Raw genomic sequence first — 14,176 nt, 5'->3', positions numbered from 1 at the left:
TGCGCCCGGCGGCGATCACCCGGACCCGACGCGGGTCCGGCGGACGGACCCGGCGAGCCGACCGACCGGACGGGTGAGCCGCAGCCGCCACTGGGGCCAGACCAGGAAGGCCTCGGCCTCGAGCATCGCGAGCGCGATCCGCGGCAGCTCCGCGGTCGCCGGGTAACAGACGAACCGCGGCGCCCACTGGGGGGCGAACTTGGCGTTGAACCGGTACAGACTATCGATCTGGAACCATCGCGACAGGAACATCAGCAGACCCCGCCAGCCACGGATCACCGGGCCCGCGCCGAGCCGCTCCCCGCGTTCGAGCGCGGAGCGGAAGAACGCGAAGTTCAGCGACACCCGGCGTATCCCGAGCTCGCCAGCCTGGCGCAGCGTGCTGACGATGAGGAACTCGTTGAGACCGTTGTCCGCCTCCCGGTCGCGCACCATCGCGTCGAGGGAGAGCCCCTCCTGCCCCCACGGGACGAAGTGCAGTAACGCCCGCAGCCGCCGCGGCTCGCCCTCGGCGCCATCGTAGGCGAGCACGAGGACGCAGTCGGCGTCGGCGGGGTCACCGAGCCGGCCGAGTGCCATGGAGAACCCACGCTCGGTCTGTGCTCCGCGCCAGGCCCTGGCCTGTGCCTTCACCGCGGCGATGTCGGCGGGGTCGACGTCGCGCACACGGCGGGCGCACACGGTGTAGCCGGCACGTTCCACCCGATTGACGGCCTGGCGGACATTGCGCATCGACCGGCCTTCCAGGGAGAAGGTCCCGGTGTCGACGACGGCCTCGTCGCCGAACTCCAGCGCGCTGAGCCCAGCGCGGGTCCACGCCATGCCACCGGGCTCGGAACAGCCGATGACGGCAGGGGTCCAGGCGTGGTCGGCGGCCTCGCGCAGGAACTCCCGGATCGCACCGGGCCAGGCCTCCCGGTCGCCGAGCGGGTCGCCGCTGGCGAGCATGACGCCGTTGACCACCCGGTAGGCCACACACGCCTTGCCTGACGCCGACCAGATCACCGACTTGTCCGAGCGCAGGACGAAGTATCCCAGTGAGTCCGCGCTGCCGTACCGCTCGAGCAGGGCGCGTACCCGGGCCTGGTCGTCCTCGGTGAGTCTTGGCATCGGGCACGGCGGACGCAGCGCCAGGTAGCCGGTGGTCCCGATGGTCAGCACGCCGAGGGTGAGCAGCACCCTGGTCGCCAGGTCGGCGAACCGGTCGGAACCGAAGTGCAGCGGTCCGGGGATGCCGACCAGGCCCAGCATGATCTGCTCGAGCTGCGCCGGCCAGGAGTGCGGCCCGACGATGCGGTGCTCGCGCAGGTGGAACAGCAGGAAACCGCAGCCGATCGACAGCGCGGTGAGCAGCAGGCCGACGCCGAGCGCCCGCCAGCGGGTCGACGGGTCGCCCTTGGCCCGGAACTCGCCGCGGGCGAGCACCAGCCCGCCTAGCAGCGCCGCCGACACCGCGGCCTCGTCATAGTCAAGACCCTTGGCGAAGTGCAGCACGACCCCCAGGCCGAGCAGGGTCACCACCGCTCGCCACGCCCGCCGCTTGCGCCGACGCAGCCCGGCCGCGAGCAGGATGAGCAGCAGGCCGACGACGACGGTGAACGCCGCCGCCTGGCGAGAGGCCGCCGCGGGCAGCAGTGCCCGCAGGTCGGCGAGACGGGTGCGCCACTCGGGGGTGAGCGCTGAGACGACGTCCAGCAGCCCCACGAGGAAGGTCAGCAGTGCCGCGACCCGCGGCACCCAGGGACGCCCCCAGGCGGGCAGCGCCGGGTTTCCACGCCGCCGCCCGGGTCCGTCCGACCGCTTCTGCTCGGCGTCCCTGTTCGCCCCGCGCCGATCCTGGGTGGACTGGTCACCCGCGGACCGGTCACCCGGGTGCGGGGTGGACGGGCCGCCCGCGTCCTTCGTTCCTTTCCGCGGCCCCACCGCCGCACCGCCGGGCGCCGGGCGGCCCGGGCCGGCGGGTCGGGACGGCGCGCCCACCGCGGGCCCGGTGTCCCGGGTGAACGCCGCGAGCGGACCCGTGCCCGCGTCGTCCGGGCGGGCACGGCCGGTCCGGGGGGTTCCCGGGCCGTCGCGCGGACCGCGCGCGGCGCCCACGCGGGAACGGACCTTACGTGGGAGGGAGGCTCCTCGGCCGGCGGCCGCCTTGGCCCCCGCGCTCCGGGGTCCGGTCGGGCCACCGGCGTCCGCGACGCGCGCGCCCCCGCTGGACGTACTCATGCAGGCATCGTCCCCCCGACAGGTGACCGGGTCAGCACAGGGTCCGCCAGACGATATTCCCCTGCGTTCTGGCCGCGGCCGAAACCACCCCGAAGGAGGTGGCCGCCGGTGTCGGACTGCTACCACGCCGCCCGGTTCACCCCAGTCCACGCGGTACGGCCTTGGCACCGGGCCTGCCCGCGCCCCCGCGCCGGCTCAGCCGGCGTGGACCGGCGCTCCTTCGGGGGCCGCCGCCGTGTCGCGTCCGGCGTTGACGAGCACGATGGTCACCACCGCGGCGATCCCGATCATGACGGCGGACCAGGTGAACGCCGTCGTGTACCCCTCGATCTGGGACTGGGCCACGGCGTGCGACGAGTGGCCGTGGTCAGCCAGGTAGCCCGAGACCGCCGTCGTGAACACCGTGTTGAGTAGCGCGGTGCCCAGCGAGCCACCGACCTGCTGGGTGGTGTTGACCAGGGCGCTGGCCACGCCCGCGTCGTGCGGGTTGACGCCGACGAGCGCCACGCTCGACAGGGGCACGAAGGCGAAGCCCATCCCGAAGCTGATCAGGAGCTCGGACGGCAGCACGTGCGAGGCGAAGCCGGTGTCCAGGCCGATCCCCAGCAGCAGCGCCATGCCGACGGCCGCGAGGGTCGCGCCCCCGCCAGCCAGGATCCGCGGACCGACCCGGGGCAGCAGCTGGCTGGCCAGACCCGCGGAGACGATGATCCCCCCGCTGAACGGCAGGAACGCAAGCCCCGTCTTGAGCGCGCTGTAGCCCAGCGTCTGCTGGAAGTAGTAGGTGAGGAACAGGAACATCGCGAACAGCCCGGCACCGGTGAACAACGAGGCGAGGAACGAGCCACCCCGGTTACGTTCCCAGGCCACCCGCAGCGGCAGCAGCGGCGCCGCGGTGCGCGCCTCGATCACGACGAACGCCACGAGCAGCACCACGGACCCGGCCAGCAACCCGAGGGTGCGCGCGTCGGCCCACCCGTCATCGGCGGCCACCGTGAAGCCGTACACCAGGGCGACCAGTCCGCCGGTCACGGTCAGCGCGCCGGGCAGGTCGTAGCTGGGCGCCCCCTCGGCACGGCTCTCGCGCACCACTGGCGCCGCCGCGAGCGCGGTGACCAGCGCGATCGGCACGTTCACCAGCAGGCACCACCGCCAGGACGCGTACTCGGTGAGCAGACCACCGATGATGAGCCCGATCGCCGCACCGCCGCCGGAGATCGCGCCGTACACGCCGAACGCGCGCGCCCGCTCCTTGCTCTCGGTGAACGTGACGGTGATCAGGGACAGGGTGGCGGGCGCCAGCAGGGCGGCGAATGCTCCCTGGAGTGCGCGGGCGCCGAACAGCAGGCCCGCGTTGGGCGCGAGGCCGCCGAGCGCCGACGCCAGCGCGAAGCCGATCAGGCCCCAGATGAAGGCACGCTTGCGCCCGAGGTAGTCGGCGATGCGGCCGCCGAGCAGCAGCAGACCGCCGAAGGCGAGGGTGTAGGCGGTCACCATCCACTGCCGGTTGGCATCGGAGATGTGCAGCGCGCCCTGCGCGTGCGGCAGGGCGATGGTCACGATGGACGCGTCCAGCACGACCATGAGCTGCGCGACGGCGATGATCCACAGCGCCAGCCAGCGCCGTGGATCGGGGCCTTCGTCACTCTGGTTCACCGGATCGCGCTCGGTCCGGGAAGCGAGGGTATCGGTCACGGTGGGCTCCAAGCCGCAGGTTCGGGTAGGCGGAGATCAGGTGGTGGGAGCTGGGACCGGAGTTCGGGCAGGCTGGAACGTCGGGAGAACCGAACCCAGGAGAACGGGGTCCTGGTGGCGGCCGGCCCGCGGGACCGAGGCGTCCGGTGGCCGGCAGGCCCATCTCAGGTGACGGACCCCCGGGCGCACGGATCCCCAGGCACACGGACCCGAGACTCCGGGACCCCAAACCAGCAGAAATATGAATATTAAGGACACACAGGGTCAGACGGCGAGAAACGGACAACGGGACGCGGGAGACTGCGGTCGGTCGGGACGCGCCAGACAGAGACGGAACGCCGCGCACCGGTGTGACACGGCAGGCGCGCCGCCCACCCTCTGCCGCGCGACCAGATCTCGATCAGACGTTCGGGATAATACTAGCTCAGATGTTCGATTCCATGGCGCAGCGGCGCGCCATGCCCACGATGAGCGGCATCGCGACGTCATCGACGACGTGGACGACGAACGCCTCGTCGAGTAGCCCACCACCGAGCATCTGGCGAGTGAGAATCATCGACAGCATCGCCTCGACCAACGGCACCGGGTTCAGACCGGCGGGCACCTCACCTCGGTCTGCCGCACGCTGCAGCGTGCAGCCGCACAGCGCGGACTTGTGCCGCACCATGCTTTCCTGGATCACCTCGGCCAGGCGCGGCGACTCGGAGGCCGCTCGCAGCACTCCCATGAGCAACGCGCCACCCGGGCCGTCGGCGGTGCAGACCATGAGCCGGACCTCGGCCAGCAGGTCGTCCCGCAGACTGCCGGTGTCGGCGGGAACATGAGCGGCCGGCGACCGCCGACGCAGCGCTTCCACGACCATTGCATCCTTGCAGGTCCAGCGCCGGTAGATCGTCGCCTTGCTGGCGCGGGCGCGATTGGCGACCGCCACCATGCTCATGCGCTCGTAGCCGACCTCGACGAGCAGCTCCAACGCGGCGTCGAGGATCGCCTGCTCCCGCGAGTCGTCCCGGGGACGGCCTCGCCCCGAACCCTCCGGAGGCGACACCGCGCCCTCCCTCCGTCACCCGAACATCCCTCGACAGCACAGCGGCCTCACGTCACACAGTCAGGTCAGGGACCGCGAAGCGCCAAACGAAACAGTACCGGACTGTACCGGAAAGATGGTGTCCTCACATCCCGTGACCTGCGCCATACCACCACCCATCCTCGCGCCTCATCCGCGGCGGTCGGCGGGCGGCGGACCGCGACGAGCACGCGAGGGGGCCCCATCGAGCCCACCAGACCCACCCGACCGGCACCCGACACCCTGGTGAACAGTCAGCCATATCGCTCGCCCCATAGATCTGAAACAGATATGCTCTGTAGCAGACGTAAAGAGAGTGTGCGCGGGAGAAGGGGGTGGAACCGATGAGCCCGTTGGCGGAGATCACCGTCATCACGGCCGTGTGTGTTGCGTCCGGCGCCCTGGGCAGCCTGCTGGGACTGGGCGGCGGGACGTTCATCGTGCCCATCCTGACCCTCGCCTTCGGGCTGGACGTGCGGCTCGCGATCGGCGCCTCGCTGATCTCCGTGGTCGCCGGCAGTGCCGCCGCCTCCCCCCGGTACCTGGACGAAGGCTTCGCGAACCTGCGGGTCGCGGTGACCCTCGAGGTCGCGACCGTCGTCGGCGCGGTGGCCGGGGCGCTGATCGCCGGCCATCTGGGCACGCACGTCCTTTTCACCGTGTTCGGCATCGTGCTCGCGTTCAGCGCGGCGCAGATGCTGCGCAACCGGCAGGACCGGTCCGGTGCCACCGCCCCGGTTCCGGGGGACCGGCTTGCCGACATCCTCATGCTGCATGGCAGCGTCACCGACGGCGGTCGGCGCCGGGCCTACCAGGTCACCAGGACGGCGACCGGGCTGACGATGATGACCGCCGCGGGCACTGTCAGCGGCCTGCTCGGGATCGGCTCGGGCGCGATGAAGGTCCCCGCGATGGACCTCGCGATGCGCCTTCCCCTGAAGGTGTCCACCGCCACGAGCAACCTCATGATCGGGGTGACCGGCGCGGCGAGCGCCGTCGTCTACCTGCAACGGGGGGACGTGGTGCCGACCCTGGCCGGTGCGGTGGCCATCGGCACGGTCCTCGGGGCGCGGCTCGGTTCCCGTCTGCTCGCCGTGGTGCCCACCGGCACCCTGCGGGCCATCTTCCTGGTGGTGCTCCTTGTGATCAGTGTCCAGATGCTGTTGCGGGGCCTGGCGTGATCCCCCGGTCCTCCCCCCGTGAGGATGGGGACGTCGGGGAGACGGGAGCGCGTCCGGTGGCACTGGTGTTGCGACTCGGCGGCATGGCGGGGGTGATTCTCGTCGTCGTCGGGCTTGTCGCCGCGTTCAGCCAGGACAGCGCGGCCTGGACCGACGGATCCCAGGGAGACCTCCTGGGGTCGGCGGCGGCGCTGCGCCTGTCCGATATGGCGGCGGGTCTGCGGCATGGCCGGGCGGACGCGGTCACACTGCTGGGCATGGTCGTGCTGGCGGCGACGCCGGCTGCCGGCGTCGCCGCGGCCGGATGGTGCTGGCTGCGCGGGCGACGGCCGTGGCTGGCAGGGGTGGCCGCGCTCGTCCTGGCGCTGCTCGCCCTCGCGGGGGGTCTCGGCGCCTCCGGCTGACGGGCGGCAGGCGGCAGGCGGCAGGCGGCAGGCGAGGCTCAGCCTTCGTCCGAGCGCGGCACGCGCGGGCAGTGTCGGCCTGGACGCCCGGCGAGTACGGTAAATGCACACCGTCGCGCGCCCATCACCCGTCTGCAGTGGGTTCACCTGGAGGATCAGGGCAGACCTCGCGGGTCCGGTCAGCAGGCCCGTTCCCGCGATCCTTCCGGGCCGAGCTGCGCGTCGGAACGCCGATTCGGAGGTGTTCATCGTGGCTGTCGCACTGCACCACACCATCGTCCATGCGCCAAACCGGCGGGTATCCGCCGAGTTCGTCGCGGACATCCTGGGGCTGGCCGTGGGCGCCGAGGTCGGGCCGTTTCTTCCGGTGCCCCTGGCGAACGGCGTCACCCTCGACTTCGCGACCGACCAGTCCGGGTCGTTCGCCCCGCAGCACTATGCCTTCCATCTCTCCGAGGAGGAGTTCGACGCGGCCTTCACCAGGATCCGGGCGACCGGGCGGACCTACTGGGCCGATCCGAGCCAGGAACATCCCGGCGAGATCAATCACCGCAACGGGGGCCGCGGGGTGTACTTCCTCGACCCGGCCGGACATTTCCTGGAGATCCTCACCCAGCCGTAACCGCGCACCGCAACCGTCGGTGTCCCGGAACCCCGGGAACTCGTCCGGGTTGGCCATGTCGACTCGGCCGGCCGACAAAGGCGGCAAGGATAGACGGGCTTTGCTAAGGTTCCGGTCAATGTCCTGAGTGCCAGCGTTCAAGCCCCGGCTAGCTGGCCGGCAACCCTCCTTCCGCAGCGGGGTGCCCCGGGTGACGACAGGGCCGCGGCAACCAGCCGACGGCAAGTGCCGACCCGTCCACGGGTCCTCCTGGGAGCATCGATGACCTCCTTGAGTTCTGCCGTGCCCTTCCGGTCCGCCAGGGTGGGCGGCGGCCCGAGCCCGTCCGGCGCTGGGACGCCCTCTTCCTCCGACGGCTCCCCGGTCCCGGCGTTGCTGCCCGTGGAGGGCGCGGGGCTACAGATACCGCTGGTCGGCGGCAACCAGGCGGAGTACGCCAACCTCGACTATGCGGCGAGCGCGCCATGCCTCACCGCCGTGGCCGATCACGTCCGCCGGGTGCTGCCCTACTCGGCAAGCGTGCACCGGGGCGCCGGATTCGCCTCGGCGATCTGCACCTCACTGTACGAGGGGGCACGCGGGGACGTCGCCCGGTTCGTCGGCGCCCGCGCGGATGACCTCGTGCTGTTCACCCGCAACACCACCGACTCGGTGAACCTGCTCGCTCACGCCGTGGCCTCCACCGCGGGGAGCACAGCGGACCAGGCCCGCGGGGACGACCAGGCCCGCGGGGACGTGGTGGTGTTCGACCTGGAGCACCACGCGAACCTGCTGCCCTGGCGACGCACCGGAGCGCGGTGCGTCGCCGTCCGCGGGACGCTGGTTGAGAGCCTCGACGACCTTGCCGCCGAGCTGCGCGCCGCGCCGGTCCGGCTGCTCGCCGTAACGGGAGCGTCGAACGTCACCGGGGAGACACCGCCGCTGGCTCGACTGGCCCGCATGGCCCGCGACGCCGGCGCCCGGCTGTTCGTCGACGCGGCGCAACTCGCCCCGCATCGCCCGATCAACATGGCCGCCCTTGGCATCGACTACCTGGCGTTCTCCGGGCACAAGCTATACGCGCCATTCGGCGCCGGGGTGCTGGTCGGTCGCGCCGACTGGCTGGACACGGCCCCGCCGTACCTGGCCGGCGGTGGCGCGGTGCGCGAGGTGGGCATCGCCACCGTCGAATGGGCCAGCGGTGCCGCGCGGCATGAGGCCGGCACGCCGAACCTGGCCGGCGCCACCGCGATCGCCGCCGCCTGCCGCACGCTCGCGGGGCTTGCTCCCGACGCGTGGAACCAGCACGAGTCGGCGCTGCGCGAGCGACTCGTGCGTGGTCTTGGCGCGCTGAACTCCACGGGCTCGGGCGCCCTCGGGCCGCAGCGCGTCGTCGTTCACCGCATCTGGTCCGAGGGCCCGACCGGCGCCGACGATACCGGCAGCGCCGATGACGCCGGCGGCGCGGGGGGCGTCGGGGTGGTGGCGTTCTCCCTGACCGGACACGATCCCGGGTTGGTCTCGGCGTACCTGTCGGCGGAGCGCGGGATCGGGGTGCGGGCAGGACGCTTCTGCGCGCATCCGTTGCTGGCCCGGCTCGGTGCCACCGGAGGTGCCCTGCGGGCGAGCATCGGGGTCGGCACGACCTCAGCGCACGTCGACCGGCTCCTGACTGCCCTGCGTGACTTCCTGCGCGACGGCCCACGCCTGCGCTATGTCCTGCGCGACGGCGGATGGCAGCCAGCGGTGGACGACCGTCCCCTCCCGCAGTGGGCGGAACCGTTCGTCGGACCTCGCGGCGCCCAGTCGGCGGCGCTCGCCAGTACCTGCGGTACCTGACCGGCCGCCGAGGTCGGACCGCGCCCCGTCACCGGGCGGTGCCCCGACGCCAGGCAGTGGGCTGGCGTCGGGGCGCCGGCTGGTGATCGTCGCGGATCCGCCGGCGGCGGCGTTGTCGGTGGACAGCCTCCAAACCGGCAACCGTTAACAGAGCCGGCGGCCGTTTTACAGAACCTCCATCGACGCGAAACCCCTTGTCGATGAGCAAGCCACACAGTGTTGGCGTGATGAACATGGCACGTTCGACCAGGCCACGACCCGTGGTGCGACTGCCCGGCGCACCACCCTTGCGAGCATGACGTCATGAGCTGGCTACGAGAGGCGACCACGGCGGACGGGGACGTGGTCGACGTCGAGATCGCGGACGGCGTCATCCGGCGGGTCATCCGGCATCCGAGCATCACCCGTCCCGCACCCGGGACCGCGTCCCCCGGCGGTGCGTCCGACCACACCGCGGCCGAGGACGTGGACCTGCGCGGGCAGGTGCTGCTGCCGTCGTTCGTGGAGCCGCACGCACATCTGGACAAGGCACTGACCGCCGCGCTGGCCCCCAACGGCACCGGCGATCTGCTCGGCGCGATCGCGGCGATCCAGACGCTGATGCCACACGCGACGGTCGCCGACATCGCCGCGCGGGCACAGGCGGCGTTGCGAATCGGGCTGGCGCTGGGCACCACGCATGTGCGCACCCACGTCAACGTCGGCGGCCCGGCTGGAATGCGGGCGCTCGAGGCACTCATCGACGTGCGGGAACGCTGGCGCGGCCTGGTCGAGCTGCAGCTCGTCGCACTGGTGTCGAACCCGCTGTCCGGCCAGCCGGGCCGGGACCTGCGCCGGGCGCTGGCCGAGGGGGCAGACGTCGCCGGCGGCTGCCCGCATCTCGATCCTGAACCCGAAAGAGCCGTCGCGATCTGCCTGGATGCCGCGGGCGACGCCGGATGCCCGATCGATCTGCACACCGACGAGACCCTCGACCCACGGCTGTTGACGCTGGCCACCCTCGCCGAGCTGGTCATGCGCACCGGATTCGGGCACGGCGCGGCGGCGAGCCACTGCGTGAGCCTCGGGATGCAGCCCCTGGACGTGCAGGCCCGGATCAGCGAGCAGGTGGCCGCCGCGGGCGTCGGCGTCGTCACCCTGCCGCAGACCAACCTCTATCTGCAGGGCCGTGGTCATCCGGTGGGCACCCCGCGGGGGCTGACGGCGATCGCCGCGTTGCGCCGCGCCGGAGTCACCGTCGCCGCCGGCGGTGACAACCTGCGCGACCCGTTCAACCCCGTCGGTCGGGGAGACGCCCTCGAAACCGCCTCGCTGCTGGTGACCGCGGGCCATCTCGACGCCAGCGACGCGCTGTCCTGCGTGAGCGCCGCGCCCCGCCGCCTGCTCGGCCTGCCCCCGGTCACGCTCACCCCGGGCAGTCCCGCGGATCTCGTCGCCCTGCCGGGATCCGACGCCCTGTCCGCCCTCGCCGCCGCCGACGTGGCCCGCACAGTGTGGCGCGGCGGGCGGATCGTCGCCCGTACCCACCTGCGGCGGGTCCTCGTCGAACCCGGCGGCATCGAACCCGGCGGCATCGAACCTGGCGATGTCGAACCCGGCGATGTCGAACCCGGCCGCGGCGTCGAGCCCCGCGGTCATGCCCGTCTGGTTCCTGCCGCCGCCGTCACCTGCCCGCCACCGCGACCGCGACCGTGGGAGGCCGCTTCATGACGCCCATCGACACGTCTCTCAACGAACCGGCGAACCGTGCTGCCCCGGAGAACGGCAGGGGCCGAGGGAACGGCACCAGGCCAGCGAACGGCACCGAGCCGGCGAACGGCATCAGGCCGGCGCTGCGCTTCGCAGGGGTGAGCAAGCAGTTCCGCGATGGCACGGTCGCGCTCGTCGACACCGATCTGACCGTCCATCCCGGCGAGTTCGTCTCGATCGTGGGACCGTCGGGCTGCGGCAAGAGCACGCTGCTGCGCATCGCCAGCGGGCTGGACCGGGCGAGCGGCGGCACCGTGGACCTCGCGTCGCGCGGCGTCGGCTATGTCTTCCAGGACGCGACGCTGCTGCCTTGGCGCTCGGTGCGCGCCAACGTCGGCCTGCTCGCGGAGCTGGAGCATCTCGACGCCGCCGAGCGCAGGCGTCGGGTCGCCGAGGCGATCAGCCTGGTCGGCCTCGACGGCTTCGAGCGGTATCTGCCGCACGAACTCTCCGGCGGCATGCGGATGCGGGCGTCGCTGGCCCGTTCACTGGTGCTCGACCCGTCGATCTTCCTGTTCGACGAGCCCTTCGGCGCACTGGACGAGATCACCCGCGAGCGGTTGAACGACGAGCTGCTGCGGATGTTCGTCCTGCGCCGCTTCGCCGCCCTGTTCATCACCCATTCGGTCGCGGAGGCGGTGTTCCTGTCCACCCGGGTGATGGTGATGAGCGGCCGCCCGGGCCGGGTGAAGGTCGACGTACCAGTGCCGTTCGGCTACCCGCGGGCACCCGAGCTGCGCTACTCCCCCGAATTCGCGGCGCTGTGTGGCCAGGTGTCGGCCCAGCTGAGGAGCGAGTGATCGCCATGTCGACATCCACGGTCGGCCCGGAAGCGGCACCCGCCACGGGCGGCGGCGCAGGTGACGGCGCCCCAGGTGACAGCGGCGCGGCGCCCCACACTCCTGCGTCCTCGGTCGCCGGCACTCCCGCGGCGTCCGACGCCGGCGCTGGCGGCGCGTCCGGCGCGGCTTCGCGGACGCGCCTGCGGCGGGGACTCCCGCGGGGAAACCTGGTGAGCCTGCTCCTGCTGCCCGCCGCGGTGTTCGCGGTGTTCGTGGGCCTGTGGTACTGGGTGTCGGAGGTGCTGCTCAACGACCAGCAGCGGTTCATGTTGCCGCCGCCACACGAGGTGGTGCGCATCGGCTTCCTGGACTGGTCGAACGTCACCTCGATGCTGAGTGCGCTGAAGCTGACCTGTGAGGTCACCTTCGCCGGGCTCGCGATCGCGATGGCGCTCGGCGTGACCGTCGCGATCGCGATGAGCCAGGCGAGATGGATCGAGCGCTCGCTCTACCCGTGGGCGGTGGTCATCCAGACAGTGCCGGTCCTCGCGCTCACCCCGGTGCTGAGCTTCTTCTTCGGCTTCGCGCTCACCAGCCGGATCATCGTCTGCGTCATCATCGCGTTCTTCCCGATCGTGTCGAACACGCTGTTCGGGCTGCAGTCGGTCGACCAAGGCATGCACGAGCTGTTCAGCCTGCACCGCACCGGCCGGTGGACCCGGCTGTGGAAGCTGCAACTGCCGGCCGCACTGCCGGCGATGTTCACCGGATTCCGCAACGCGGCCGGACTGTCGGTGATCGGCGCGATCGTCGGCGAGTTCTACTTCAAACAGGGCGAGCCCGGGCTCGGCACCAACCTGTCGGTGTTCACCTCCCGACTGGAGGGCGAGCGGCTGTGGGCGACCACGCTCACCGCGAGCCTGCTCGGCGTCGCCGTCTTCGTGTTCTTCGGCTGGCTGTCACGCCGTGTGGTCGGCCGCTGGTACCAGCCCGACCGCGGCTGAACGCCCGCGCCCCACGGGGCACCGCGACACCGCGACACCGCCACGTCACCAGACGCCGGCGTCTGCCCCCACCGTGCTCCGCACCGCCCATCCGCCCCCTTTGCCCGGCCGGACGACGCTCCCGACCAGGACGTTCCGGTGGGCCCATCAGAGATCCCGGGGAGAAACCCGTTGTTCAGATCTCGGCGACGGCCCACGCGGCTCGTCGCACTGACGGCGACCGCCACCGCACTCGCCCTGACGGCCGCCGCCTGCGGCAGCAGTGGCAGTGACAGCTCGACGACCAGCGCCGCCGGCTCGTCCACAGGCACCGTGCCGGCCCAGTACGACCTCAAGGCCGCAGGCTGCCCGTCGACGATCGTGCTGCAGACAGACTGGAACCCGGAGTCCGAGCACGGCGGCCAGTACCAGCTGCTCGGCCCCGACCCGAAAATCAACAGCGGGGCGAAATCGGTCACCAGCGAGCTCGTCGCCCACGGCGGCGTGGACACCGGAGTCAAGCTCGAGATCCGCGCCGGCGGGCCCGCCATCGGCTACCAGACCGTGACCTCACAGCTCTACAAGGACACCGGCATCACCCTGGGCTATCTCGGCACGGACGAACAGATCGCGCTGTCGAAGACGCAGCCGACGGTGGCGGTGCTCGCCGGCCTGGAGAAGAGCCCGCAGATCATCCAGTGGTCGCCGGAGAAGCACCCCGACTGGAAAACCATCGCCGACATCGGGAAGACCGGCACCAAGGTCCTGTACTACCAGGGCGCGGCGTACATGGACTACTTCACCGGCTCGGGGATCCTGAAGAAGAGCCAGGTCGACGGCAGCTATGACGGCTCGCCGACGAACTTCGTCGCTTCCGGGGGCGACGACGCGGTCCAGGGTTTCGCCACCTCCGAGCCCTACACCTGGGCACACGAGGTCCGTTCCTGGGACAAGCCGCTGAAGTACCAGCTCATCGCCGACGCCGGTTTCAACTTCTACCAGCAGGCGATCGGCGTGCGTAAGGACAAGCTCGCCGCGCTGACGCCGTGCCTGACGAAACTGGTCCCGATCATGCAGCAGTCGATCGTCGACTTCGTGGCGAATCCGGACGCGGCGAACAAGCTGATTCTCAATCTCGTCGAAAAGTACAACAACGGCTGGGTGTACTCCGCGGGCGTCGCCTCGTACGCGGTGAGCACGATGAAGTCCCTCGGCATTGTCGGCAACGGGTCGAACCGTACCCTCGGCGACTTCGACGACGCCCGCCTGCAGCACCTCATCGAGATCCTCGACCCGATCTACCAGGCGCAGAACAAACCGATTCTCGCCGGACTGAAGCCGTCGGACCTGGTGAAGGACAGCTTCCTCGATCCGAAGATCGGGCTCGGTTCGTAACCCGGCCCAGGACTTCGTGGGCCCGGACCTTCCTGGGACCGTCTGGGCCCGCTCGGAACTCCCCGGAACTACCCCGGAACCGTCTGGGGCTTCCTGGACCGCCTGGATCGCCTGGACCGCCTCAGGGAAAACGGAGCAGCAGCATGTCGGACTCGACCCTCGCGGCCTCGCGGAGCGGTCTGGACGGCGGGGGGGGGGGGGGGGGGGGGGGGGGGGGGGGGGGGGGGGGGGGGGGGGGGGGGGGGGGGGGGGGGGGGGGGG

General features: G+C 71.6%; 11 protein-coding genes and 1 riboswitch. Of the genes, 8 read left to right on the top strand and 3 right to left on the bottom strand.

All coding sequences use genetic code 11. From position 1 onward, the window contains the following. Positions 1-15 precede the first annotated feature (15 nt). The 3 genes from MXD95_RS10550 to MXD95_RS10540 form a co-directional block, all read right to left on the bottom strand. Positions 16-2,220 (bottom strand): phosphatidylglycerol lysyltransferase domain-containing protein, encoded by a 2,205-nt coding sequence (locus tag MXD95_RS10550; RefSeq protein WP_251078145.1) that lies wholly within the window; start codon positions 2,218-2,220, stop codon positions 16-18. Positions 2,221-2,415: 195 nt separating this feature from the next. Further along, a complete protein-coding gene (locus MXD95_RS10545; protein WP_480024009.1) occupies positions 2,416-3,876 on the bottom strand; it encodes an MFS transporter in 1,461 nt (486 codons plus the stop codon). Positions 3,877-4,339: 463 nt separating this feature from the next. Beyond that, complete coding sequence (locus MXD95_RS10540; RefSeq protein WP_250640390.1) at positions 4,340-4,963, bottom strand: TetR/AcrR family transcriptional regulator; 624 nt, start codon at positions 4,961-4,963, stop codon at positions 4,340-4,342. 362 nt (positions 4,964-5,325) lie between these two features. Between MXD95_RS10540 and MXD95_RS10535 the strand changes: the two genes are divergently transcribed. From MXD95_RS10535 to MXD95_RS10500, 8 genes are all read left to right on the top strand, one after another. Further along, on the top strand, positions 5,326-6,162 hold the full coding sequence (locus MXD95_RS10535; RefSeq protein WP_250640389.1) for a sulfite exporter TauE/SafE family protein: 837 nt from the start codon (positions 5,326-5,328) through the stop codon (positions 6,160-6,162). Positions 6,163-6,218: 56 nt separating this feature from the next. Continuing rightward, positions 6,219-6,566 (top strand): DUF1634 domain-containing protein, encoded by a 348-nt coding sequence (locus MXD95_RS10530; RefSeq protein ID WP_250640388.1) that lies wholly within the window; start codon positions 6,219-6,221, stop codon positions 6,564-6,566. A 250-nt stretch (positions 6,567-6,816) separates the two neighbouring features. After that, a complete protein-coding gene (locus MXD95_RS10525) occupies positions 6,817-7,188 on the top strand; it encodes a VOC family protein (RefSeq protein ID WP_250640387.1) in 372 nt (123 codons plus the stop codon). A 119-nt stretch (positions 7,189-7,307) separates the two neighbouring features. Next, a riboswitch (SAM riboswitch) is annotated at positions 7,308-7,422 on the top strand. 27 nt (positions 7,423-7,449) lie between these two features. Next, positions 7,450-9,006 (top strand): aminotransferase class V-fold PLP-dependent enzyme, encoded by a 1,557-nt coding sequence (locus tag MXD95_RS10520; RefSeq protein WP_250640386.1) that lies wholly within the window; start codon positions 7,450-7,452, stop codon positions 9,004-9,006. A 303-nt stretch (positions 9,007-9,309) separates the two neighbouring features. After that, entirely contained in the window at positions 9,310-10,716 is a 1,407-nt protein-coding gene (locus MXD95_RS10515) for an amidohydrolase family protein (protein WP_250640385.1), read from the top strand. Beyond that, positions 10,713-11,555, top strand: a complete 843-nt coding sequence (locus tag MXD95_RS10510) for an ABC transporter ATP-binding protein (protein ID WP_250640384.1) — start codon at positions 10,713-10,715, stop codon at positions 11,553-11,555. The genes MXD95_RS10515 and MXD95_RS10510 overlap by 4 nt, the downstream gene beginning before the upstream one ends. Positions 11,556-11,560: 5 nt before the next feature. Beyond that, positions 11,561-12,541 carry an ABC transporter permease gene (locus MXD95_RS10505; RefSeq protein WP_250640383.1) on the top strand — a complete coding sequence of 327 codons (981 nt, stop codon included), beginning with the start codon at positions 11,561-11,563 and terminating at the stop codon, positions 12,539-12,541. 171 nt (positions 12,542-12,712) lie between these two features. Next, positions 12,713-13,915: an ABC transporter substrate-binding protein gene (locus MXD95_RS10500; RefSeq protein WP_250640382.1), complete on the top strand. Its 1,203-nt coding sequence runs from the start codon at positions 12,713-12,715 to the stop codon at positions 13,913-13,915. Positions 13,916-14,176: the final 261 nt, after the last annotated feature.

This window comes from Frankia sp. AiPa1, assembly GCF_023243075.1.
Lineage (GTDB): Bacteria > Actinomycetota > Actinomycetes > Frankiales > Frankiaceae > Frankia.
The sequence above is the reverse complement of the archived record's forward strand: the minus strand, read 5'-3'. Positions and strand labels throughout refer to the sequence as shown.